General features: G+C 61.5%; 26 protein-coding genes. 20 read left to right on the top strand and 6 right to left on the bottom strand.

Features of this window, described 5'->3' with window-relative positions; genetic code table 11:
• Positions 1-213: 213 nt before the first annotated feature.
• Positions 214-435, top strand: a complete 222-nt coding sequence (locus ACNFJ7_RS17725) for a DUF305 domain-containing protein (protein ID WP_236704400.1) — start codon at positions 214-216, stop codon at positions 433-435.
• 120 nt (positions 436-555) lie between these two features.
• On the opposite strand, the gene ACNFJ7_RS17720 is transcribed toward ACNFJ7_RS17725, so the two are convergent.
• Positions 556-1,479 (bottom strand): ArdC family protein, encoded by a 924-nt coding sequence (locus tag ACNFJ7_RS17720; RefSeq protein WP_019368205.1) that lies wholly within the window; start codon positions 1,477-1,479, stop codon positions 556-558.
• Positions 1,480-2,079: 600 nt separating this feature from the next.
• On the opposite strand from ACNFJ7_RS17720, the gene ACNFJ7_RS17715 reads away from it, so the two are divergent.
• The 5 genes from ACNFJ7_RS17715 (at position 2,080) to ACNFJ7_RS17695 (ending at position 4,957) form a co-directional block, all read left to right on the top strand.
• A complete protein-coding gene (locus ACNFJ7_RS17715) occupies positions 2,080-2,565 on the top strand; it encodes a helix-turn-helix domain-containing protein (protein ID WP_017503469.1) in 486 nt (161 codons plus the stop codon).
• Positions 2,562-3,011 (top strand): type II toxin-antitoxin system PemK/MazF family toxin, encoded by a 450-nt coding sequence (locus tag ACNFJ7_RS17710; RefSeq protein WP_119184528.1) that lies wholly within the window; start codon positions 2,562-2,564, stop codon positions 3,009-3,011. The genes ACNFJ7_RS17715 and ACNFJ7_RS17710 overlap by 4 nt, the downstream gene beginning before the upstream one ends.
• Before the next feature lie 569 nt (positions 3,012-3,580).
• Entirely contained in the window at positions 3,581-3,754 is a 174-nt protein-coding gene (locus ACNFJ7_RS17705; RefSeq protein ID WP_236704401.1) for a hypothetical protein, read from the top strand.
• A 35-nt stretch (positions 3,755-3,789) separates the two neighbouring features.
• Entirely contained in the window at positions 3,790-4,095 is a 306-nt protein-coding gene (locus ACNFJ7_RS17700) for a helix-turn-helix transcriptional regulator (RefSeq protein WP_019368207.1), read from the top strand.
• Positions 4,085-4,957, top strand: coding sequence for a reverse transcriptase family protein (locus tag ACNFJ7_RS17695; protein ID WP_019368208.1), 873 nt, complete (start codon positions 4,085-4,087; stop codon positions 4,955-4,957). The genes ACNFJ7_RS17700 and ACNFJ7_RS17695 overlap by 11 nt, the downstream gene beginning before the upstream one ends.
• Positions 4,958-4,978: 21 nt before the next feature.
• On the opposite strand, the gene ACNFJ7_RS17690 is transcribed toward ACNFJ7_RS17695, so the two are convergent.
• The 4 genes from ACNFJ7_RS17690 to ACNFJ7_RS17675 form a co-directional block, all read right to left on the bottom strand.
• Positions 4,979-5,236, bottom strand: coding sequence for a hypothetical protein (locus ACNFJ7_RS17690; RefSeq protein ID WP_019368209.1), 258 nt, complete (start codon positions 5,234-5,236; stop codon positions 4,979-4,981).
• 74 nt (positions 5,237-5,310) lie between these two features.
• On the bottom strand, positions 5,311-5,610 hold the full coding sequence (locus ACNFJ7_RS17685; protein WP_236704402.1) for a hypothetical protein: 300 nt from the start codon (positions 5,608-5,610) through the stop codon (positions 5,311-5,313).
• A 38-nt stretch (positions 5,611-5,648) separates the two neighbouring features.
• Positions 5,649-6,206, bottom strand: coding sequence for a thermonuclease family protein (locus tag ACNFJ7_RS17680; protein WP_019368210.1), 558 nt, complete (start codon positions 6,204-6,206; stop codon positions 5,649-5,651).
• A gap of 38 nt (positions 6,207-6,244) precedes the next feature.
• On the bottom strand, positions 6,245-7,129 hold the full coding sequence (locus ACNFJ7_RS17675) for a DUF7146 domain-containing protein (protein WP_026008893.1): 885 nt from the start codon (positions 7,127-7,129) through the stop codon (positions 6,245-6,247).
• Positions 7,130-7,872: 743 nt separating this feature from the next.
• On the opposite strand from ACNFJ7_RS17675, the gene ACNFJ7_RS17670 reads away from it, so the two are divergent.
• From ACNFJ7_RS17670 to ACNFJ7_RS17605, 14 genes are all read left to right on the top strand, one after another.
• Entirely contained in the window at positions 7,873-8,559 is a 687-nt protein-coding gene (locus ACNFJ7_RS17670) for a lytic transglycosylase domain-containing protein (protein ID WP_019368214.1), read from the top strand.
• Positions 8,560-8,624: 65 nt separating this feature from the next.
• Positions 8,625-8,921, top strand: coding sequence for a TrbC/VirB2 family protein (locus ACNFJ7_RS17665; protein ID WP_019368215.1), 297 nt, complete (start codon positions 8,625-8,627; stop codon positions 8,919-8,921).
• Positions 8,922-9,005: 84 nt separating this feature from the next.
• On the top strand, positions 9,006-9,329 hold the full coding sequence (locus ACNFJ7_RS17660) for a type IV secretion system protein VirB3 (protein WP_017503481.1): 324 nt from the start codon (positions 9,006-9,008) through the stop codon (positions 9,327-9,329).
• Positions 9,322-11,712: a VirB4 family type IV secretion/conjugal transfer ATPase gene (locus ACNFJ7_RS17655; protein WP_019368217.1), complete on the top strand. Its 2,391-nt coding sequence runs from the start codon at positions 9,322-9,324 to the stop codon at positions 11,710-11,712. The genes ACNFJ7_RS17660 and ACNFJ7_RS17655 overlap by 8 nt, the downstream gene beginning before the upstream one ends.
• Positions 11,713-11,724: 12 nt before the next feature.
• Positions 11,725-12,441 (top strand): type IV secretion system protein, encoded by a 717-nt coding sequence (locus ACNFJ7_RS17650; RefSeq protein ID WP_026008894.1) that lies wholly within the window; start codon positions 11,725-11,727, stop codon positions 12,439-12,441.
• Positions 12,438-12,743, top strand: a complete 306-nt coding sequence (locus ACNFJ7_RS17645) for a hypothetical protein (RefSeq protein ID WP_026008895.1) — start codon at positions 12,438-12,440, stop codon at positions 12,741-12,743. The genes ACNFJ7_RS17650 and ACNFJ7_RS17645 overlap by 4 nt, the downstream gene beginning before the upstream one ends.
• A gap of 28 nt (positions 12,744-12,771) precedes the next feature.
• On the top strand, positions 12,772-13,776 hold the full coding sequence (locus ACNFJ7_RS17640) for a type IV secretion system protein (protein ID WP_019368219.1): 1,005 nt from the start codon (positions 12,772-12,774) through the stop codon (positions 13,774-13,776).
• Between the two features lie 386 nt (positions 13,777-14,162).
• Positions 14,163-14,855, top strand: coding sequence for a virB8 family protein (locus ACNFJ7_RS17635; RefSeq protein ID WP_019368220.1), 693 nt, complete (start codon positions 14,163-14,165; stop codon positions 14,853-14,855).
• Positions 14,852-15,691 carry a TrbG/VirB9 family P-type conjugative transfer protein gene (locus ACNFJ7_RS17630; RefSeq protein ID WP_019368221.1) on the top strand — a complete coding sequence of 280 codons (840 nt, stop codon included), beginning with the start codon at positions 14,852-14,854 and terminating at the stop codon, positions 15,689-15,691. Before ACNFJ7_RS17635 ends, ACNFJ7_RS17630 begins: the two co-directional genes overlap by 4 nt.
• A 1-nt stretch (position 15,692) precedes the next feature.
• Entirely contained in the window at positions 15,693-16,889 is a 1,197-nt protein-coding gene (gene virB10, locus ACNFJ7_RS17625; RefSeq protein WP_026008896.1) for a type IV secretion system protein VirB10, read from the top strand.
• Positions 16,886-17,896, top strand: coding sequence for a P-type DNA transfer ATPase VirB11 (gene virB11, locus ACNFJ7_RS17620; protein WP_019368223.1), 1,011 nt, complete (start codon positions 16,886-16,888; stop codon positions 17,894-17,896). The genes virB10 and virB11 overlap by 4 nt, the downstream gene beginning before the upstream one ends.
• On the top strand, positions 17,886-19,688 hold the full coding sequence (locus ACNFJ7_RS17615) for a type IV secretory system conjugative DNA transfer family protein (protein WP_019368224.1): 1,803 nt from the start codon (positions 17,886-17,888) through the stop codon (positions 19,686-19,688). Before virB11 ends, ACNFJ7_RS17615 begins: the two co-directional genes overlap by 11 nt.
• Before the next feature lies 1 nt (position 19,689).
• On the top strand, positions 19,690-20,427 hold the full coding sequence (locus ACNFJ7_RS17610) for an LPD7 domain-containing protein (protein ID WP_019368225.1): 738 nt from the start codon (positions 19,690-19,692) through the stop codon (positions 20,425-20,427).
• A 64-nt stretch (positions 20,428-20,491) separates the two neighbouring features.
• Positions 20,492-20,947 carry a hypothetical protein gene (locus ACNFJ7_RS17605; RefSeq protein WP_236704403.1) on the top strand — a complete coding sequence of 152 codons (456 nt, stop codon included), beginning with the start codon at positions 20,492-20,494 and terminating at the stop codon, positions 20,945-20,947.
• A gap of 191 nt (positions 20,948-21,138) precedes the next feature.
• Here the strand turns inward: ACNFJ7_RS17605 and ACNFJ7_RS17600 are convergent, their stop codons facing one another.
• A complete protein-coding gene (locus ACNFJ7_RS17600; protein ID WP_082664400.1) occupies positions 21,139-21,573 on the bottom strand; it encodes a hypothetical protein in 435 nt (144 codons plus the stop codon).

The raw sequence follows: 21,573 nt of genomic DNA, 5'->3' as shown, positions 1-21,573 counted from the left end.
CCTTCGCCCGCCCCATGAACCAAATCACTATCACTGGAGAAGAATCGTAATGATCGGAAGCAACAGGCCGTTCGCGCTGATGCTGGCAATGACCGCCGTCTTAACCCCCTTTCCGCGAAGGCACAGCATACCCAGCATGGGTCAACTGGTGCCGTGTCAGGCTCGCTAAACGAGCCGCCCGCTACGCGGGCCTACCGGGCCGCAAATGCCAAGATGCATGGCGATATGGACGTAGCCTTCACGGGTGATGCCGACGCCGATTTTATGCGCGCGATGATTCCCCATCATGAAGGCGCTATCGCGATGGCTGAAATCGAATTGAAGTATGGCCGAGATCCCGCCGTGCGCCGCCTCGCGGCCGCAGTGGTGGCAACCCAAAGGCGCGAGATCGCCGAAATGCGCACCTGGCTTGCACGTCGGCAACCCCGAAAGTAGCGGCTGATTGAAAAGGTGGCGCTCACCGCCGTCAATGATGGCGACGGTCGTGATTTTGGGATCATAGGCCAGTCGCGCCGCCACGTCCCGGCCCTCGTCGGGGCCGGGACGTGGGGGCGCTCATGCCGGCTCGTCCAGTTCAGGGGCCGTCTCAACGGCCATGCGGCTCAAGAGCCAGTCGGACGCGTCCTGGGCTAGGCGGGCGGCGGTGAAGATGCACCGCTTGTCGTTGCGCAGGGCCTGTAGCCAACTCGCCAGATAGGCGGCGTGGTCTTCACGGTCGTGAAGCTTGATGCCGATGGTCGCGCTGACGAACGCCGCCCCTAGCTCGGCAACCAATTCCTCTCGGGCGTAGTCCTCGCGCTTCGTGGAAATGAGAGAGGGACGGGCAAGTCGGTCAACATGTCCCGTCGCGTGGCAAAGTTCGTGCGCTAGGGTCGAATAATAGTCATCGCTGGTGTGGAAATCGGCAAACTCGGGCATGACCACATGATCGCCGCTCGGCTGATAATAGGGCTGCGATCCGAAGTGTTTAAGGGTGACGGAGATGCGAGCGAAAAGCGCGTCCAGCTCGGCATCCCGCTCATCGGGATTGGTTGCGGTGATGATCGGCGCGGGGGTTGGATATTTCGCCTCGATGCCATCGATCTGCTCGGCATTGAAAACGGTATAGCGCTTAAGAAACGCCACCTGACGCTTGCCGTCCTCGCTGCTCTCTCCACCCTTGTCGGCGTCAACCTCGATCTTGTTGGCATAGACGACGGTCGAACCCTTCTCGCCCTTGCGGACGCATCCACCAAGCGCAAGCGCTTGCTTGAAGGTCAGCCAATGCGGAGAGGCATAGCCCTTGGTCATGGCGGCAACCCAAAGGGTCAGGACGTTGATGCCCCGATAGGGAACGCCGGTCGAGCGGAGCGGGATATTCGGTGCGGTGCTGCCATTCCACGATTTCGACCACGGCCGGGTGCCGGCCTCGATCATCGCGATCATCTGATCGGTGATTTCCTGATAGATGTCGGCTCGATTGTCGGTGATCCGTCCCATGATGTCTTCCTTTCCTTTGAGGCTGAAAGCCGGTCGCAACAGCAACCGGCTCTGCCTTTCCGGCGAGGAACGGGATGGGGAGGGAGGGCGAGAATCTGGCCTCTGGCGCGGGCGAGCCGCCTAGCGCGGCCGACGCTCCGCAGGGCGTCGGGTGCCGCGTTTGGCGGATTACACGGGGGGCCTGATTGTCGTTCGGGAACGAAAGGGCAGCCGCCCTTGGTGTTCCCCGGCACCGGTCTGGCCTCCGGGGGAGGGCAGCGTGCCCAACAAGCTGTGCCACGCTCCAGGCGTGTCATGGGGGGTGTGCCACGTGGCACACCTGCCTTGCGGCAGCGCGAATAGGAAAACACGGGGAGAGGGGGAGGCCGTGGGGGCTCCCGCTGGGTTTATCCTCGGTTGATACGCCAGGAGTGTACCCTGAGCGGTTCCTATATGGGGATGTCCTATGCTTTGTAGGCCCCGTGCGGCTCCCGGGTGGGCGGTCCAAAGGGCCGGGGAGGGGGCGGCCTGCGCGCCCTGTGGGGCGCCCCTAGTGCCGCCCCCTCAAACTTGAATCCCCTTCGCGCGAGGGGCATATTTGCAGCCAGAAAGGATAATCACATGGCTGCGAAAAAGCAAAAGGACAGCAGCGCCGATCTGCGAACGAATGAGAAGAAGTGGACCAAGCCGCTGATGGATGCGGGCTGGACTGCATTGCCGAGCGTCATCATCGAAAATCAGCGCCAGCTCATGCTGTCGCCGCTCGATCTCAACATCATCGTGTATCTGGCGAGCAAATGGTGGACGGCGGAGGGCAAGCCCTTTCCGTCCAAGACCACGATGGCGAAGGCGATGGACGTTCATCCGCGCACGATCCAGAAGCACATCGCTGCGCTGGAGGGGGCAGGGTATATCCGTCGCGAGGAGCGGCGGACCGAAACCGGCAGCCGCACCAACATCTACCATCTCGATGGGCTGATTAAGGCAGTAGCGCCGTTCGCGGTCGAGAAGCTGGCTGAGATCAAGGACAAGGCCGAGTTGGCGAAGCGCCGTCAGAACCGGGCCGGGGCGCCTAAGCTGCGTCTGGTACAGGATGACGACGAGTGAACGCGCATATCCAAGATCCACCCCCGAAAGTGGAACCGAGGGTTACGGCCGCGCCAAGCATCCGTCAGCTCTACTGGTGTGACTTTCCGCAAGACGCCCAGCTCCCGGAGTTCTGGAAGCGGCGCCCCGTCATCATCGTGTCGTTCAAGAACACGCTGCATGGCGCGGTCACGGTGGTGCCCTGCTCGACGGCAGCGCAGCCAGGAAACAAGTGGGCCTTTCCGCTGCAGACCACGATTGACGGTCGGGCGGCGTTCGCGATCTGCGACAAGCTGACGACCGTGGCGGTGAGCCGGCTAATCCCTGACAAAGGCGGCATCATGCGAATGCCGGTCGGGGAGTTCGACGACATGCTGCGCCTTGTGTTGGCCTGGCTGCCGGTGCCCTCGACGCCCCCGTCGCCGCCTCAGGGGGTGCCGCCTACGCCCACCGGTTCCGGCGCGTAAGGCCGGTTGATGTCCTTTCAGATTTTAGTTGAATCGTAAGGGATGGGTTTCTACATGGGGAGCACGCGCGGCCTCCCCCTGGGGAGTGTCCGTTTCCCGCGAGGGAACTAAATGGTCGGGGCCGCCTCAAAAGGGCGGCCCTTGGCTTATCTGCGGCACTGGCACGCAGCCCGCAAGCTTCAGACATAATGACCTGCTCGCCGGTAGATTGGCATCGAGTCGTCCAGTCGCATGGCAGGGAAGGGCGGAACGTCGTCGGCCGCCGCTTAGGCAGAGCAATAAATTCGCTGTGAGCGGATTTTATTCGTTGACTAGCGAAGTGCGCTAGGGCATCACACTCTCGTTCAGTTTGAAAGGGGATGTGTCGCCATCAACCGAGGGGGAAACCCCTCCTGGAGAAGAAACCTTCTCTGCTTTGTGGCTCCGTGCGTGCGAGCGAGCGGCGCCGCGGGCGGCCACCGGACGGCCCGGTGTCCGCCTTGGTGTTCAGGGTTAACGTGCTTCTACCCCACCCTCCAAAGCCTCGGCGGCGCCCCTGCATGGTGTGGGGGTTGGCAGAGGAGGACGCCATGCGAAAGCTTGGTCTGAACGAGAAGCGTGCGCGAACGAAGACGGTGCGACGGCAGCATTGGGCAAAGCGCCTGATCCGTCCGTCCACTTTGAAGACGGTGGTGGCCTTGGGGCGAGTGGTGGTGCAACTGCTCCACATCGCCCTCTCCATCATCAAGGTTTTCCGCCAGTAATTCGCACCCTGAATAGCCTCCTGAAAGGAGATGCAATGTTGGGTGAAGCTCTTCGCTTGATCCGAGTCTATCACGACCTCAAGCAGAAGCAGGCGGCTGAGCGGTTGGAGGTTTCGACGTCGTATCTGTCGGAAATCGAACGCGGCCTGAAGACGCCCACGCTGGACATCATCCAGCGCTATGCCACTGTCTTCGACATGCCTGTCTCGTCGATCATGTTCTTTTCGGAGAACCTCGATCAGAAGAGCACGCTCGACCAGGCACGGACCTTTGTCGCTGGCAAGGTGGTGAGCCTGCTTCAATTCCTCGAGGCTCGGTCCGGTCGGACCCATGCCGAATAAGACGGTCATCCCGCTCAATCAGTCGCAGCTCTATAAGCTCACGAGTCCGCGCCGCCTCGCTGACGTGCTCGGCCTTGCAGAAGCTGAGCTGCGGGCAATGGCGACCGGGCCGGATCGGTATCGGCAGTTTGAGATTGAGAAGAAGAGTGGCGGAAAACGTCCGGTTGAAGATCCGGTCGCGCCGCTCAAGCGTGTACAGGGCCGTATCGCCAAGATGCTGGCGCGGATCGAGCCGCCATCTTTTCTGTTCTGCCCGGTGAAGGGACGATGCTACGTCAGCAATGCCGCGCGCCATCGCGGCAACCGCGTCGTTCACTGCCTCGACATCAAGAAGTTCTTCCCCAACACGCCCCGTGTGCGGGTGATCGCGTTCTTCCAAAGCATCATGGGATGCCGCGCCGACGTTGCCGGCATTCTTGGTGATCTTTGCACGTTCGAGGGTCATTTGCCGACGGGCAGTCCCCTCAGCCCGATCCTGGCATATTATAGCTATCACGATATGTGGGCCGAGATCGCGGCGTTCTGCACGGCCAAGGGCTACACGCTGACGGTCTATGTCGATGACGTGACAATTTCCGGCGCGAAAGTGCCCGTAGCAGATGTTTGGCATGTGCGGCGCATGATCCACCGGACAGGGCTGCGCTATCACAAGCTCAAGCACTATGTGGATCGGCCAGCGGAGATCACGGGTGTCGTCGTTCGCGACGGGAAGGTCGTCGTGCCCAATCGCCAGCGCCTGAAGCACCGTAAGACGAGGTTGGCCCTCCAGCAGCCCGGCAGCGGCGATCAACGCCTGAAGGGCCGTCTGAGCGGCTTGGCGGGTCAAATGCGCCAGATAGATAGCATGAACGAACCAGGTTGATTGATGCCGGTTGCTGTGACCTTAGCAGGGTTTGCGGCTGACGATCGATCCCGCCTCAACACGCGCATACCCATATTCACGCTGATATTCGCGCGCGGCGGTCTCTACGTCGGTGCGCGAGGGGCCACCGGGAACGAAGCAGTTGATGTGGCGCTTGCCGCCATCTTGAGCATCGACGACCGGCTTTGACCACGGGTTGTCGTCCACCATCGGCCCCTCGACCGAAAAGACGCGCCTGTCGTGATCGGCAACAATAAGAACGAAAGGCTCTATCGGCATCACACCCTCGCAAAAGTCATCGCGACGCCATGTAGGTCTCGCGATAGGGGTGTGCCACGTGGCACACCTCGTGTTCATAGCCATTGCCCGTCGAGAGCGGCAGCATATTCGGCAGCAAGGGTAGCGGTCCCGGCGATCGTCGCGACGAGTGCAAACAGCACGAGCCGCGCAGGGATGCCAAGGCGCGGTCCGTCTTCCTTGGTGAAGACCACGGCGCTGCCGACCGCAGCAACCAAGATCAGCGCCGGACCCAGCTCGTATAGGACAAGGCCAGGAAGCCGATTGGGCAGGAGATAGGGGAAATTACGGATCAGGCGGCCGATCAGGACCGCGCCGGTAACAAGTGTGAGGGCCATCCCCCAGCGGCCGATCAATGCCGCTCTTGGCGATCCGCGTTCAAGCATTGTGCAGCCTATTTCTTGATCGTCCCTGTGCTACATCCCTGCGGCACCTGCGCCCTGCGAACAGCAAGCTGACGCATTCCCTCATAGTCCACGCCCCATAATCCTGCCCGCTGCGCTGCCGCCTTCTGCATCAGCTCGACATAGGCTCCACCGGAGAAAATGCGGTAGTCGACGGCATAGCCTTGGGCGACCATCGTTGCCCCCACGCTCGCCTTATTGGCGGGAAAACGACACGCCAGATTCAACCGCCCGTAGCTTTTCGGATCGGTGCGGCACTGCTTCTCCCGCCGCAGCGCATAGTCAAACATAGACACCGAGCAGTCCATTCCGCCGTCCCGGAGCGCCAGCCCGCGCAACGCCTCGCTGGAGATGGCCTTTAGCTGTGGCAGATCATCATCGGGCGCATCGATGCCGACGACGCGAACCCGTCCATTGGGAAAATCAATCGTATCCCCATCGATGATCCCGGGACTTGGCGAAGACAATCTTGTTTTCGAGACTTCGACGAGCGACTGCTTGTTCTGCGAGATTGCATAGGTTGCCACGATCAGGAACGTCGCCCCCATCGTCCATCGTTGGAACCGCGTCGCTCCAGGAAACAATTTCATAGCGAACGGATCTCGCGCAGCAGATCGTTCCAGTCGCCAGCATGGGGCGGTGGCTTGACGACGAGCTGGCGGCCGTTGGCCGCCAGATGCGGAGTGGCGCGCTCGATCGCGCGCGCTGCCTCGGCCCCATGCTGGCTATAGATGACGACGGTGTGCACGCTCTCCGGGATCGCAACAGCCTGATACCGTTCGATCCCGAGAACGGGCCATACAAAGCGGCCTGGCTCCAGCAGGTTCATCACGCTGGCGGCGTCCTCGACGCCTTCGGCGAGCCGCAAGATGCCGTCGAGCGGTACGCCACCCCAACGCACCGCGCCGACGCCGGGATTACCAAGCATTCGCTTGGGTTCGTCCATATCGGCTTTCCAGCGGCCATCAGGGCGCAGGAATGTGCGATGGATCGCGACGACGCCGGCGTCCTCCTCGATAGGGACAATAAGGGCAGGCGCAAAAGCCTTGGCGGCACCAGCACCGCATTGGCAGCGAGGGTCGAAACGAGCGTTGATCCCATCAGGAACGATCGACCGCCCCTCGCGCAGGTAGCGATCGGCCAGTGTGCCAGCGAAGGGTTCGGCGTGACGCCAGACCGCGAGCGCGAGCTTGTTGAGGTCCGTCTTGCTGTCCTGACGCTGCCCTGGGTCGTGATTGGCGGGCGCGAGGATCTTGCCTGTCCGTAACGCCGACATGATCGCGTCGGCCGTGCAACCGGCAAAACAATGGAAGAGAACGGCACGCTCGCCAACACGTATCGACAGGCTGGCCTTCCCATCTGCGTGCGCCGGGCACCGGCACATGGCGAAATCACCTTGCCACTTTCCGCCGAGTTGACGGACGATGCGGTCCGCCTGCTCCTCGATCGAAGCTGACTCACGTCGCGCCATCTATGGACACCTCCGTTACAGGACGCATAGTTGGTAGAGCGCGGGGGCAATGCGCGCCAGCGAAAACCAGTCAAATCGCTTTAGCAGGGTGGCAATGGAATTAGAACTCATACTGGAACGCGAGCTGACGACGCAACGCCCTCCAGGCGGGACGATGACTGACGTTCACGTCTGTCAGCACGAGTCTGGCAAGTGGCATATCAATGTCCGCGTGAGCTGGCGCGGCACCGCACTCTATCACGTCGGCCTCTATGATAAGAAACGTATCCGATTGTATAAAAAGGCTTCTTCGGCCATCCGACATATAGTGTTGGGGTATGGCTATGAAGGCGTGATTCACGTCCACCCGTTCGCGGGATTACAGGACGCAACTACATTCTGAGCCAAATCGGACCAATCTGCGAACCGTTCTCAAAGAGGGATGAAGCGAGCAACCGGGGCATTTTCGGACTAGCCCCCGCTCCAATAGCGATTTAGCCTTGTTCACCAGTGGAGTGAAAACATGGCTTATCGCTTGTTTACATCGCTCGCGGCTGCCGCCTCATGACGGCTTCGTTCGCCTCCGGTCCGGTTCGCGTCACCAGCACGCCGAACTGCAGGAACCTCCCGCGCGGCAGCCAACCGGGTCGGCTCAACTTCGCTCTTCATGCCGCCTATGGGGGGCGGGGAGCGGCACCCAAATCCCATTTGGAAAGTACGGCGCAGCCGGGCAGTCCCCTTGGGTCAAAGACATTGGAGCGGTAATGACGCTCCCCGCCGCGGTCATCATGGGTCTGGCAGCGCAATGCGCGCCGAGTGTGGCTCCAGCAACGATCGCGGCGATCGTTCAAACGGAAAGCCAAGGCTTCGAATGGGCGATCAACGTCAACGGTCTCGGTCGCAAGATCGTCCCGACAAGCCGTGAGCAGGCGGTGGCGCTCGCTCGTCACTATATCGGCAAGGGTCACTCGGTTGATCTCGGCCTTGGCCAGATCAACTCCCGCAACATGAAGGCCCTGGGTCTGACCTGGGACAATGTGTTCGATCCTTGCACGAACATCGCCGCTGCCGGAGCGGTTCTCTCGGGCAACTATCACAGCGTGCGCGCCGGACTTCACCCGCAGCGCGCGCTCCGCATCGCTTTATCGATGTACAATACGGGATCGCAGTCGCGTGGCTTTTCGAACGGCTATGTCGGGCGGGTAGTCGGCAATGCCGGCGTCTCGGACGGCATCCAGCCCGCCGCCGTTCGCATCGGTGAACCGATGCCCGCCACCGATACTAGCGCAGGGTCGAGCGCGGCTGCGCAGCTCGCCGCGCTGGTCGAGGAAAACACGTCCCCAGCAGGGCCGCCAAAGGCAATGCCCGCACCACCGCCGCCATCGTGGGACGTGTTCGCGAGGGCGGAATATGAGCGAGCACGGCTCGCCGAAGAAGGAGAAAACCGATGAATCTCGCATCTTTCGGTGGGCCGGCGCTTGCCCTTCGAACCCACGTCACCAAGCGGGTTGAGGCGATGACCCCGCGCCAGCGAAAAGCGTCGCGGGCGCTCTCAATGGCAAGCCTGGTGGCGCTGACATCGCTCGTCACAGCCGAACCAGCGTTCGCACAGACCAATTTGGAGAGCTTCGGCAATGCGGTCCTCGGTCTGCTGAGCAACGGGCTCCTGCGCATCGTTGCGATCCTTGCGCTGATTGCGGCGGGCTTCGGGTGGCTGACAGGTCGCGTCAACACAGGCGCGCTCGTCACGGTCATCATCGGTATCGCGATCATCTTCTCGGCGCCGTGGATCGTCGATCAGCTTCAGGGCTGATCCGTATGTGGGCGGGGTGCGAACAGCGCCTCGTCCACACCCGTTTCGTGTGGAGTGCGTAGCGTGGAGGAAGAACGGGAAGTAATGGCGCGCAACACGCTGTTCCTGGCGGTGACGCGCCCTGCGTTGTTTGCGGGCATCCCGATCGAGGCGGCCGTGGTGATCCTGCTGACCTCGGTCATTACGCTGATCGGGACGACAAACCCCGTTTACGGCCTTGTCGTCGCAGCGGTGATGTTCGGCATTTCGCGCCTCGTGGTGCGCCACGACGTCAACGCCTTCCGCCTCATCTTTCTCTGGGGCCGCACCAAAGCGGCCAATCGTAACCGCGTCTTCTGGGGCGGGTCGAGTTACACGCCGCTTCCCCTGAAAGGCATCAAGCGAAAGGGGTTTGGCCGCAATGGCTAGGGCCAATCGTCTGTCGGAACAGGTGCCGATGAAGGTCGCGCTCAAGGAAGTGATGCCGACCAAGTTCCTGCCCTATGCGCGGCACGTCACCGATGAGGTGGTGGTGCTCGATTCCGGGGCGATCATGCTGACGTTCGAGCTCCAGGGCCGAGCGTTCGAGACGGCTGACGTGCGCGATCTGAATGACTGGCACGCGAAGCTCAATGGGATGCTGCGCAACCTGCATGACGATCGCTTGTCGATCTGGACGCACCTCGTCCGCGCTCGGGTTGAGCAATATCCCGGCGGCAATTTCCGGTCCCGCTTCGCGCGGGATCTCGATGCCGCTTACTTCGCGCGGATGAACAAGGAGCGGTTGTTCATCAACCGCTTCTTCGTAACGCTGGCGTTGCGCCCATCGGTCCACGGTGCCGACAAGCTGGTGCAGCTCTTCAAGAACAAGGCGAGGGCCGAAGCCGAAACCGATGCGATCGACGCCGACCTACTGGAGGCGCTGGAGGACAAGGCGCGCGATTTCGAGAAGCTGATGGATCGCTGCTCGCCGCGCCGGCTCTCGATCTACGGACATAATGGCCTCAAGTTTTCTGAGACGATGGAAGTCGCGGAAATGGTGATGACGGGACGGCATCGCCGGGTTCCGATCATCCGGGGGCACCTCGGCAGCGCGCTCTATCGTCAACGCGTCGTCTTCGGCGGCGAGACGGTGGAGGTGCGCGATGCCGATCGCAGCGCTTTTGGCGGCATCTTCGGCATCAGGGAATACCCGGCGTCCACCACCCCCACGCAATTTCAATCTCTGCTGGCGGTCGATTTCGCGTTCGTGCTGACGCAATCCTTCACATTCCTCGGCCGTGCAGCGGCATCAGAGCGTTTTCGGCTGCGGCAAAAGCAGATGGAGAACGCCGATGATCGGGCCGTCAGCCAGATGCTCGATCTTGTCGACGCGGCGGACGATCTCATGTCCAACCGCTTTGTCCTGGGCGATCACCACTTCACGCTCGCGGTCTATTCCGACAGCCTCAAGAGCCTGCGCGACAACATGTCGATCGCCCGTGCAGCGCTGGCCGATACCGGCATGGTCGCGGCACGGGAAGGGGCGGCGCTGGAAGCCGCTTACTGGAGCCAGCTCGTCGGAAATTTCGCATGGCGCGCGAGGCCGGCGCCGATCACGTCGCTGAACTTCGCGGCGTTCTCGCCCTTCCATACCTATCCCGCTGGCCTCGCCACGGGGAACCATTGGGGGGACGCGATCGCGCTGATGAAGACGAGCGCACGCAGCCCCTACTTCTTCAGCTTTCACAAGCGCGACATTGGCCACACGCTGATCGTTGGCCCGACCGGGGGCGGCAAGACGGTCATCGTCAATTTCCTGATGGCGCAGGCCGAGAAAACGGGCGCGCGTCAGATTTTCGTCGACAAGGACCGCGGTGCGCAGATTTTCGTGCTGGCTTCGGGTGGCACCTATCTGACGCTCGAGAACGGCAAGCCCACCGGCTTCGCGCCGCTCAAGGCGCTCGAGAACAAGCCGGAGGATCGCGCCTGGCTGTCGCTGTGGGTGCGCCAGCTCGTTCGCGCCGAAAGTCGCCCGATCACTGTTCAGGAAGAGCGGATGATCGATGAAGGGATCGCCGCAGTGATGCGGCTTCCGCGAGAGGATCGTTCGCTCGATGCGCTGCGCACGATGCTCGGCATGGCGGACGCAGGCGGTATTGGCGCTCGGCTCGAGAAGTGGACCTCGCGCGGGTCGATGGGGTGGGTGTTCGATAACGCGGCGGACGAAATGACGCTCGATGCCCGATTCATCGGGTTCGACATGACGGACTTCCTCGACAACGCCGACGTCCGCACGCCGCTGATGCTCTACCTGTTCCACCGCATCGACAAGCTGCTGACCGGCGAGCGCACGATCATCGCCGTCGACGAGTTCTGGAAGGCACTTGGCGACGATGCGTTCCGGAGCTTCGCGCAGGATGGCTTGAAGACATACCGGAAGCGCAACGCGATGATGGTGTTTGCCACGCAGTCGCCGGCGGACGCGCTCAAGAGCGATATTGCCCACTCGATCCTCGAACAGGTCGCGACCCAGGTGATGCTTCCCAATCCAAAGGGTGCGCGTCGCGACTATGTTGACGGGTTCTCCCTCACCGACGCGGAATATCAGCTCATCCGCGAGGAGTTGTCGCCGGAATCGCGCAAATTCCTCGTGAAGCAGGGTCATGACAGCGTTGTGGTCGAGCTGGATCTGACGGGCCTCGATGACGAGCTGTCGGTGCTGTCGGGACGCGCCGAAACAACACCGATCGCCGTGCAGGCCGCAGCCGAATTTGGCCCCGATCCCGCCAATTGGCTCCCCGTATTCCACCAACGTCGTCGTCCAAGCTGAAGGAGAAGGGACATGCGTAGATTGAAGTTCGTCACCCTCGCACTGTCGGGATCAGCGCTCCTGTCTGCTGGTGCGGCACATGCGCAATTCGGTGGCATTGTTCATGACCCAACGGCCTTCGCCAGGCAGCTTCAGGAGTTGAACGAGGCCCGGAAAGTCGTCCAGCAAAGCGCGCAACAGCTCGATGAAGCACGGGCGCTGTACCGCGACCTCAATAAAATGACGGACATCGGCAACGTCGCGAACCAGCTCAAGAACGACGTGCTGCGCACCAGTAACGTGTCATCCAGCAGCCTTGATGGCTACACCAGTGGCGATCTGAACGTCGTCGGCGGCCTGCGGGGCAAGGCGAACGACGTTTATCAGGATCTTCTCGGGCGCGGATCGCCCACGATGACGCCCGAGCAGCGCGCCGCCTATGAACAAGGCTCGCGGGAAGCTGCGGTGACAACTGGCCTTGCGGGTAATGTCGGCGATGCCGTGACAAGCCGGCGTCAGGGCCTCGAAGAGCTGCGGGGTCGGCTCAACAGCTCAACCTCGGCGGCCGAACGCGCCGACATGTCGGCGCGGCTCCAATTGGAGCAGGCGCAGATGATGAACGATCAGATGGGCCTTCAGGCGATCGAGTTGCAGCGCCGGGCAAAAGCAGAGGCAAATTACCAGCGCAGCCTGGCATCAAACAGAGCGGAGATCGACAAGCTTCGGACTGAGGCTGGGGTCAATCCGTGACCAAGGGCCTCTGCCTGGCCGGGCTGCTGCTGACGCTGGCGGCATGTGGAACGAAGGAATCCAAGTCGGATGAAAGCAACCTTCGGTCCGACATGCCGCTGCGCAGTGCCAAGTACTTCATGCAGAACAAAGACGAGCTAACCGAAGTAGATACCATATGCACTGCGTGGAAGGCTTCACAACGTCCACCGCTGTCATGGCCCGCCGTTGTCGTTAACAACTGCAACAACGTCGATACTGCCAAGACACTACTTCTTAACAAGAATGAGACTGACAAGCTTCGTCGAGAGGCTGGCATCTAATTGACGTAACAATTTCCGGGGTCGTGTAATGGGCTTCAATATCTATACCGAGATGTTCGATCAGCTCAGCGCTGCTCTGGCAGGCGTCATTGCCACCTATGCCGGCGTTATAGGTTGGATCTCCGGCCCGTTACGGGTGGGAGTTACGATCTACATCATCCTTTTGGGCTTCGCTATCCTACGGGGCGCTGTGGAATACCCCTTCCGCGAGTTCGTCTATCGCGGAATGAAACTAGCTGCGCTCGTTTTTGCCGTAACGACGCTTTATGGCGCTTCGGTTGGCTTGCTCGCAATGAACGGGCTACCAAGAGAAGTCGCGAATGCTGTCGGCGCCCAAGACGTAAACGGTCTAGGCGGCTTTTTTGATGGCATTTTGAAGGGCGCAGTCCGCGCTATAGCCAACATCAAAGAGATCGTTGCAGCGCATACAGCCGAGGAAGGCGAGAACCTTGTAGGCATCCCGAATAATTGGGATGAGATCATCGTTAGCGAAATTATCAATGTCGTCATTATGTTGGCGGCTTTGCTGGCGTCTGCACTTGGGTTTGCCATCTGCGCCTTTGCGCTCTTCGCGCTATCTTTGCTTGCTGCCGTTGGGCCTCTTTTTGTAGCCGCCCTTCTTTTCGATTCGACCCGACCATTCTTCTTCCAGTGGCTCGGGAGCATTGTGAATTATGTCATTCTCGTAGCGTTCGCGCTGCTCGTAACGGTATTCATAGCGAACGCAGCAGACGCGTTTATCGACGCTATCACGCAGGATGACTCGCTGATCCTCGCGGCGGTTAAAGCCCTTGGGTTCTACGCGCTGGGCTTCTTCTTCTTCCTCCAAATACCAGGAATGGCTGCAGGTTTGGGCGGCGGCGGCGCATCACTCGCTTCACAGTTTGCCAACGCCGCAACCGGGGGAATAGCGCCGATGATTGGCCGTGCCTGGTCCAACGCTCCGCAGCGAGCGGTGAACCGCTGGCAAGCCAATCGTGCCCGTCGCGCTGAGGCGCGAGCCGCAGGCGGCACCCTCTACAACAACAGCTAATCGGAGATCCGACATGAAGCTCGGTGCAGCACTAGCCATCCTTGCCCTCGCGGCTCTCACTCCCTCGGCTCCGGCGAGCGCTGCGAAAGACGAGAAGCTACCTCGGTGCAGCGGTCGGCAAAAGCGACCTGCCAACCTCTATGGGACCGTTCTCCCGTCGATCCCGCCGCGAAACGCTACCTCGGCTGCTCCCGCTGATGGTGTGCCACGTGGCACACCCCCATCGCAATCGGCTCCGGCTACCAACCTCTTCCCGGCCGACGGCGCGGCGTCCGCTCCAGAGGGAGCGGACGCTTCGCGAACAGGCAAGGTGCCGGCAATCGGCGCTCTCACACCAAATGGTAGTCCGACCGCCGCGCTCTCAATCTCATATGCGAGCTGCTGACATGGCTATTGGCGTCAAAGACAAAGACGAGGATCTGAAGGCATATTTCGCGGAAGCGGAAAGCTGGGACCGCGACAGGTTCGTGGCAGCGGTTCGCTCGCGCCGTGTCGCGTGGATCGTCGCCATCGTCGCCATCGTGTTCGCCGCGATCTGCGCGGCTGCCGTGCTGGCGCTCTCGCCGCTCAAAACGGTGGTGCCCTATGTTGTCACCGTCGATCGCTCGACGGGTGCAACCGAAGTCACGCAGGAGCTGCGCGGCGACAAGACGATCACTTATGACGAGGCGATCCGGAAGTATTTCCTCGCCGATTATGTTCGCGCTCGCGAAGGGTGGATTCCGCAGGCCAGGGAAGAGTTCTTCCGCAAGGTGCTGGCGCTGTCGACACGGGAGGAACAAACCCGCTGGACCGCCTTCTACAAGAAAGACAATCCGGACTCCCCGCAAAACCAGTTTACCGCCAGTGACGCGGTTTTCGTGGCGATCCGCTCGGTTGCGTTCATCTCGCCCAACGTCGCGCAAGTCCGCTTCATCAAGCGCCTCCAGCGCGACCAGCAGGTGATTGAGACGCCTGCCATCGCAACCATCACTTTTGACGTGCTGTCGAAGCCGGAAACAGAATCCGGTCGATACGCCAATCCGCTCGGGTTTCAGGTCAAGACATACCGGGCCGACGTGGAGGTTCCGACACGATGAAGACCATCCTGCTTCTGGCCGCGGCGATCGGCGCCATGTCGGCAGCGCCGGCGATGGCGCAGACGCCTACGCAGCGCGGTCCTGATGCTCGTATCCGCGAGGTCAATTACACCGATGGAAACGTGATCCAGATCCGGAGCGCGTTCCGCACAGCGACACAGATTGAGTTCGCACCCGGCGAGGTCATCAAGTTCGTGGCGATGGGTGACACCGTGTCGTGGGAGGTCGCCCCGGCTGACAATTCGCTGTTCGTGAAGCCTCGCGAGCGCGCTGGTGCTACCAACCTCATCGTTGTGACGGACTTCCAAGGCACCAAGCGCAACTACACCTTTGAGCTGTCGACCGTCGCTGCGGCGCGCTCTCCAGGCACATTCTTCAAGGTGCGGCTCCGTTACCCTGAATATGAGGCGGCGCAGGCCCGTTTGGCACAACAGCGCGCGCAACTCGCGACGGTCTTGGATGCGCAGAATAAGGCCACGAGGATCGCGCTCGATATGGGTGTTCTCGAAGGGACACGGAACCTCAATTACAAGGTGCAGGGCGCATCAGCGCTGCAACCATCGGAAGTCAGCGACAACGGGCAATTCACCGTGATGCGCTTCCCCAACCAGCGCGAAATTCCTGCCATCTTCACCGTCAATCCCGACGGCAGTGAAGCCACAGCCTCCTTCGACGTGCGCGACGAGTTCGTCGTCATTCATGGCGTCTACAAGGAGCTGCGCCTGCGCCGGGGGAAGGTGGTGCTGTGCATCTACAACGAAAGCCCGAGCTTCTACGGTCGCGATCCCAAGACGGATACGGCGTCGGAAGCTGTCGAGCGCACGACGGAGAACTGACGTGTCCGATAAGAGATTCGACGTCGATGCGACGCCTGACGTGAACGAGATTGACCGCACCCCTGCCGCCGATCGCCCGAACCGCATCCCTTCGCTCAACACCGTCCAGTGGGACAACAAGAAGATGGTCGTCGGCGCGGCCCTAGCCGGCGCGATCGTGTTTGGCGTGCTGTCGCTCGTTTCCGGGTCTGGCAGCGACAACAAGGCGCTTGAAGCGAGGAAGGCCCCTCCCCCGGCAGCGGAGGCGCCCTACGACCCAAATTCTGTCATTGCGCCGACACTCGCCACTGCGCCTCGCGATCCGAATGCGCCCGTCCAGCTCACAGGCGAGCAGGTGCCGGCGATCGGGCCCGATGGTCAGCCAATCACACCCTACGGATCGGCGGGAGGGCAGCAGGGCCGTGGTGTCAGCGAGGCGGAGCGGCGTGCGAACGAAGCGCGTGAGCTGCGCGACAATGCCCGGCGATCGACGCTGATCGCGTACAACGGGGACCAGGGGGTCAGACGCGCGATCGGCGACGTCGCCAGCGCTGGTGCCGGGAACGCGCAAGGTGACGCTGGGACCGCTCCTTCGCGGACCAACCTGGACAATCTCAAGCAAACCTCGGCTATCGGCACCGCTACAGCGCGCATGATCGGCGACCGCAACTATCTGGTCACTGCGGGAGCCATCCTCCCTTGCACGCTGCAAACGGCTATGGACAGCACCGTACCGGGCTATGCGACCTGCATCATCCCTCGCGATGTCTACTCCGATAATGGCCGCGTCGTGCTGCTTGAGAAGGGCACCCGCGTTTTCGGCGAGTATCAGGGCGGCCTTCAGCGCGGCCAAAATCGCCTGTTCGCGATGTGGACGCGCGCCGTCACGCCACGCGGCGTAGCGATCGACATAGGCTCGCCGGCCTCTGACCCGCTGGGTCGTGCCGGCGTCACTGGCAAGATTGATCGGTTCTTCTGGCAGCGGTTTGGTGCCGCGATGCTGTTCAGCGTCCTCGACGCGGGCGGCCAGATCGCAGGCCAGGCCGTCAGCCCACAGGGCTCGACGGTTTTCCGCACTCCCGGTGATTCAACGTCGCAAATCCTTCAGGACACGCAGAACATCCGCCCGATCGTGCGCGTCAACCAAGGGACCGAGCTGGCAATCACCGTCGCCAAGGATTTCGATTTCTCGCAAGTTTATGGACTGGGGCTCAAATGAACGCGCCGTTCCGCAATACGGCGATCCTCGATCATGCTGTTCGGCCGCTGCGGCAATATCTCGATGACGATGGCGTGACCGAAGTCGTCATCAATGAGCCGACTATCGTCGGTGTCGAGCGGCATGGTGGCTGGACCTGGGAGCGGGAAGCGGGATTGACCCTCGACGCCCTCAACGAACTAGCCCGGGCAGCCGCGGCTTTCACTTCACAGGATGTGACGCGCGAAAATCCTATCTGCTCGACGATCTTTCCAACCGGCGAGCGGGTCCAGCTCGTCCTTCCACCCGTCGTGCCCGATGGCACCGTGTCGATCACCGTGCGCAAGCCGTCGACCAAGACAATGACGATGGCCGATTTCGAGGCCAGCGGCCTGTTCTCGGAAACGAAGGTCGCCACAAAGCGGGTCAGCCCCGTCGAGGAAAAATTGCTCGGCCTGCTTCATGCGGGACGGCACATCGAATTTTTCGAGTTGGCGGTGCAAAGCCGGCTCAACATCCTGATCTCCGGTGCCACAGGCTCGGGCAAGACGACGTTCTCCAAGGGGCTCATCAAGCTAATCCCGGAGAATGAAAGACTGCTGACGATCGAGGATACGCGCGAGCTGGTGGTGCCTCACCAGAACGTCGTCCACATGATCTACAGCAAGGACGGCACCGGCACCGCCAAGGTCTCGGCCAAGGAGCTGCTGGAAAGCGCCCTACGGATGCGACCCGACCGCATTCTTCTTCAAGAGCTGCGCGATGGGACCGCATTTTTCTACCTGCGCAACGTCAATAGCGGTCATCCCGGCTCGATTACGACGATCCACGCGGATTCGGCCGAACTGGCCTTCGAGCAACTGACGCTGTTGGTGAAGGAAAGCGAAGGCGGCGCAGACCTGGCGCGTGAGGACATACGCTCGCTGCTCAAGATCCTCGTCGACGTCGTGGTGCAGATGAAGAAGGTCGATGGGAAGTTCCGGATGACCGAGATCTACTACGATCCGGCAGGGCGTCATGCAGCCTAAAAGGGGCGCCATTCTCGCCCTCGGCATTCCGGTCGGGATCGTCGTGGCCTTCCTCATCACGTCGGTCATCGCCTGGATCTACCTGGGCCTCCCCAGCGCCAAGTTCGACATTTTCAAGATGCCGGGGTTCTTCTGGTATTATCGGCACGATCCCGTGGTGCTGAAAGCGCTCGCCGGAGGTGCATTGGTCGGCTTCATCATCGCCGGCCTCATGCTGTGGTGGGTCGCAAAGCGGAAGCCACCTCTCCACGGGGCTGCCCGCTTCGCCAAAGATAGCGAGATCCGTCGCGCCGGTTTCCGCGCAAATGACGGGATTGTCCTGGGAAAGAAGGGCGGGAAGTTCCTGACCTTCGGCGGCAATGAGCACTGTATCGTTGAGGCCCCTACCCGCTCGGGCAAAGGGGTCGGCATCGTCATCCCGAACCTGTTGTCATGGCAGGAGTCGGTCGTCGTCCTCGATGTGAAGCGTGAGAATTGGGAAGCCACGGCGGGTTTTCGCCAGAAATACGGCCAGGCCGTTTACCTGTTCAATCCGACCGATCCGGAAGGCCGAACCGCCCGTTATAATCCGCTCGGCTACATCGACCGCACCGATCCTGACCAAGTGGTGATCGAGCTGCAGAAGATCGCCACGATGCTGTTCGTGCCCCCCGAGCGCGGAGAGCCATTCTGGACGGATTCGGCGCGAACCGCCTTTGTCGGCGTCGGGGCCTATCTTGCGGTCGCCGATCAGCCTTTCACCATCGGCGCCATCTACCGGTTGATGACGACGGGCGACACGCGCGGGTTTTTCCGCCGCGTTCTCGAAGATCGCTCGCTCGATCTATCGCAAGGGTGCCGGAATGCGCTCGCTGACTTCACATCGGGGGCAGACAACACCTTTGCCGGCATCGTCCAGACCGTCACGTCCAAGCTCAGTCTGTGGCTCAATCCCCGCGTTGATGCGGCGACGGAAGAATGCGACTTCGATTTGCGCGAGCTGCGCACCAAGCGCATGTCGATCTATCTGGGCGTCTCCCCTGACGAACTGGATCGGGTGGCGCCGCTCTACAACCTCCTGTTTCAGCAACTCGTCGACCTGAACGTGCGTGACCTCCCTGACGAGAAGACGCCGCTAAAGATCCTCGTCATCCTGGACGAATTTGCGCGGATAGGGCGGGCGCAGGTGATTGCGAGCGCCTTTTCCTATGTGGCGGGCTACGGCATTCGGCTCTTGCCCGTCATCCAGTCCCGCTCTCAACTTCGCGCTGTCTATGGTGAGCACGTGGCGAATGAGATCGTCGCCAACTGCGGCGTCGAGGTCGCCTTCACGCCGAAAGAGCTGCGCGTGGCGAACGAGCTTTCCGAACGGATCGGCTATATCGGGCAGGAATCGATCACCAAGTCGCTCACGATCCACGGCGTTCTGGCGAACCGCTCCAAATCCATGTCGGATCAGCGCCGCGCCCTCCTGCTTCCGCAGGAGTTGATGCAATTCCCCGACACCGAATTACTCCTTTTGCGGGGCGGCATACCACCCATCCACGGGGACAAAATTCGCTACTACGCGGATGGCCTCTTTCGCGCGCGCGTGGAGGCAGCGCCGCAAGTGGCTCCGATCCCGCGCGTAGTGCGTGATGACGAGGATCTTCCCGACTGTGTGCTGCCGACATTCGATCAGCTCACGGACCCCGATCCATTCACCTTCGCGATGGATTGCGTCGTCACCCAGGATCATCCCGACATGCTCATCGACGTGTCGGCCGAGCAAAGTGGCAATGAGGTCATTGGTGTAATCGAACAGGAGCGCTGACATGGTTGAGAATGTCGAAGCTGCCGGCACAGGCAAGGAAGGCGAGGCACGCCGCAGGCGTCCGATGGAAGTGCCCGCCGAGCTGGACTCTCGGTTCCTCCGGGTTGGCGACAAGCTCTATCGAAGCGCGCACGACAAACAGCCGGTCGCGACCATCACGCCTGATCGCATCAAGGCGAAAGACCCAAACTCCCTTCCCGATCTGATCCGGCTCGCGAAGGAAAACGGGTGGACTGCGATCAAGGTCAGCGGCGATGCCGAGTTCCAGCGGGCTGCCTATCTCGCCGCCTCGGCGCAGGGCATAAAGGTTGACGGCTACAAACCTGACGAGAAGACGAAGGCCGCGGCCGAGCGTGAGGCGTTGCGGCAAGGCGGCGTGCCCGACAATCAAGCGCGATCGACGCGGACCGCCAACCAGGCCCGCGACACGAGAGAACAGGCCGAACCGCGTGCCGATCTGGCCGAACGATTCCGCCGGCAGTCAGATGTCCAGAACGCGAAAGACCCCGAGTTGCGCAAGGCTCAAAGCCATGTCGCACTTGCAATGGCGGTCGCGGCCGAACGCTTCCCCAGCGATTACGATAAACGGCGCGAGTTCGTGGCGGAGCGCAAGGAGGAAGTGGCAGCTCGGATCGGCCGTGGCGAGACGATTGCCGGCATTGAGGTCAAAGCGCGCCAGGAACAGCGGGTGCGTGAGATGGCGCAGGATCAGATCCTTCAGAAATCCCGGAGCCGATGAAGCGCACCATCGAGCCTGAACATTTTCGCATCGCATTCCCTCGGCGCGGAGCTACCATCGCGGTATGGGGCTGACCTTCAATTCACTGCTGGACGACTACGGCATCGATCCGCGTGACGTGCGCCTGCTGCGTCACCAAACAATCAAATATGCAGGTCGGACGCCATACACTTTGTGGCGAGACGACCATGACGGGTTCCTGCTCTATCAGTCCATCCAAAGCGTTCAGAATGGACCGAAGCTGACAGGGAGATATTGGGCCAGCTTCGTCGTCACCCCAGCAGCCTCGACGCTGTTCGTAGGACTCTACGAGATCGAGAAGATAGGACCGTGCGATCCCACCATCATTGATCCCCTGCGGGGCGTGCCGGTGACACAGGGAGGCGCCCGCGAACTCGATCTATACCGACAGGCCGGCACTGCCGTCGAACTGGCTCGCCGCGCTCAGGGCCGCGCGCGGGATCTACCTTCTGACCTGCCCCCGCACCAAAGAGCAATATGTAGGCTCCGCCTATGGTGAGGATGGCTTTCTCGGCCGCTGGACAGGCTACGCGCGCGATGGCCACGGTGGCAACATCGGGCTGAAAAGTCGCGAGCTCTCGGACTACCAAGTATCCATTCTGGAGGTCTGCGGGTCGGGCTTAACGGTTGACGAGATCATCCGCGTGGAGGCCCTTTGGAAAGCAAAGCTTCAGAGCAGGGAAATGGGCCTCAATAAGAACTAGCGGGTTCGCTCAGTGCGTCTGGTGATCCAAGCCGATCCCACGCCTCGCGATATTCTTCAAGCGCGTAGGACTTGGGCTGGAGCCAGTATGAGGCAGTGCCGGCCTGGTTGACGCCACGATGGGCTGCGGCCTTCACTTCATCCAACGTCAGCACGAAGCATGTAGGCGAGGCAGTGTTTGCATTGATGGTGACGACCCACCAGTGCGAGCAAAGTCGGTCGAGCGATCCGCCAAGGGGCACCGGCGCCCGCTTCGACAGCGCTTTCGACTGGATCGGCAGTACGCGCGCCTCGTCATCGCTTGCGGCGTAGAGATCGGCTCCACGCGCATTTCTGACCGTCGGCATCACATGCCAACCCCGCCGGGATAGCTCGCGCGCGACATGGTAGAGGCCGACATTTCCTGTGAGTTGATGGCGCAT

Origin of the sequence: Sphingomonas sp. HT-1, from assembly GCF_048568905.1 — a bacterium.
In the GTDB taxonomy this organism is placed as follows: Bacteria; Pseudomonadota; Alphaproteobacteria; order Sphingomonadales; family Sphingomonadaceae; genus Sphingomonas.
The sequence above is the reverse complement of the archived record's forward strand: the minus strand, read 5'-3'. Positions and strand labels throughout refer to the sequence as shown.

Bases quoted from the DNA above. Each gene is read 5' to 3' on its own strand.
- ACNFJ7_RS17615 (WP_019368224.1), top strand. From the start codon at position 17,886: ATGCAGCCTAAAAGGGGCGCCATTCTCGCCCTCGGCATTCCGGTCGGG.
- ACNFJ7_RS17695 (WP_019368208.1), top strand. From the start codon at position 4,085: ATGCCGAATAAGACGGTCATCCCGCTCAATCAGTCGCAGCTCTATAAG.
- ACNFJ7_RS17670 (WP_019368214.1), top strand. From the start codon at position 7,873: ATGACGCTCCCCGCCGCGGTCATCATGGGTCTGGCAGCGCAATGCGCG.
- ACNFJ7_RS17610 (WP_019368225.1), top strand. From the start codon at position 19,690: ATGGTTGAGAATGTCGAAGCTGCCGGCACAGGCAAGGAAGGCGAGGCA.
- ACNFJ7_RS17680 (WP_019368210.1), bottom strand. From the start codon at position 6,206: ATGGGGGCGACGTTCCTGATCGTGGCAACCTATGCAATCTCGCAGAAC.
- ACNFJ7_RS17600 (WP_082664400.1), bottom strand. From the start codon at position 21,573: ATGCGCCATCAACTCACAGGAAATGTCGGCCTCTACCATGTCGCGCGC.
- ACNFJ7_RS17715 (WP_017503469.1), top strand. From the start codon at position 2,080: ATGGCTGCGAAAAAGCAAAAGGACAGCAGCGCCGATCTGCGAACGAAT.
- ACNFJ7_RS17640 (WP_019368219.1), top strand. From the start codon at position 12,772: ATGGGCTTCAATATCTATACCGAGATGTTCGATCAGCTCAGCGCTGCT.
- ACNFJ7_RS17690 (WP_019368209.1), bottom strand. From the start codon at position 5,236: ATGCCGATAGAGCCTTTCGTTCTTATTGTTGCCGATCACGACAGGCGC.
- ACNFJ7_RS17700 (WP_019368207.1), top strand. From the start codon at position 3,790: ATGTTGGGTGAAGCTCTTCGCTTGATCCGAGTCTATCACGACCTCAAG.
- ACNFJ7_RS17720 (WP_019368205.1), bottom strand. From the start codon at position 1,479: ATGGGACGGATCACCGACAATCGAGCCGACATCTATCAGGAAATCACC.
- ACNFJ7_RS17660 (WP_017503481.1), top strand. From the start codon at position 9,006: ATGGCGCGCAACACGCTGTTCCTGGCGGTGACGCGCCCTGCGTTGTTT.
- ACNFJ7_RS17675 (WP_026008893.1), bottom strand. From the start codon at position 7,129: ATGGCGCGACGTGAGTCAGCTTCGATCGAGGAGCAGGCGGACCGCATC.
- ACNFJ7_RS17635 (WP_019368220.1), top strand. From the start codon at position 14,163: ATGGCTATTGGCGTCAAAGACAAAGACGAGGATCTGAAGGCATATTTC.
- ACNFJ7_RS17665 (WP_019368215.1), top strand. From the start codon at position 8,625: ATGACCCCGCGCCAGCGAAAAGCGTCGCGGGCGCTCTCAATGGCAAGC.
- ACNFJ7_RS17650 (WP_026008894.1), top strand. From the start codon at position 11,725: ATGCGTAGATTGAAGTTCGTCACCCTCGCACTGTCGGGATCAGCGCTC.
- ACNFJ7_RS17605 (WP_236704403.1), top strand. From the start codon at position 20,492: ATGGGGCTGACCTTCAATTCACTGCTGGACGACTACGGCATCGATCCG.
- virB11 (WP_019368223.1), top strand. From the start codon at position 16,886: ATGAACGCGCCGTTCCGCAATACGGCGATCCTCGATCATGCTGTTCGG.
- ACNFJ7_RS17725 (WP_236704400.1), top strand. From the start codon at position 214: ATGCATGGCGATATGGACGTAGCCTTCACGGGTGATGCCGACGCCGAT.
- ACNFJ7_RS17655 (WP_019368217.1), top strand. From the start codon at position 9,322: ATGGCTAGGGCCAATCGTCTGTCGGAACAGGTGCCGATGAAGGTCGCG.
- ACNFJ7_RS17705 (WP_236704401.1), top strand. From the start codon at position 3,581: ATGCGAAAGCTTGGTCTGAACGAGAAGCGTGCGCGAACGAAGACGGTG.
- ACNFJ7_RS17630 (WP_019368221.1), top strand. From the start codon at position 14,852: ATGAAGACCATCCTGCTTCTGGCCGCGGCGATCGGCGCCATGTCGGCA.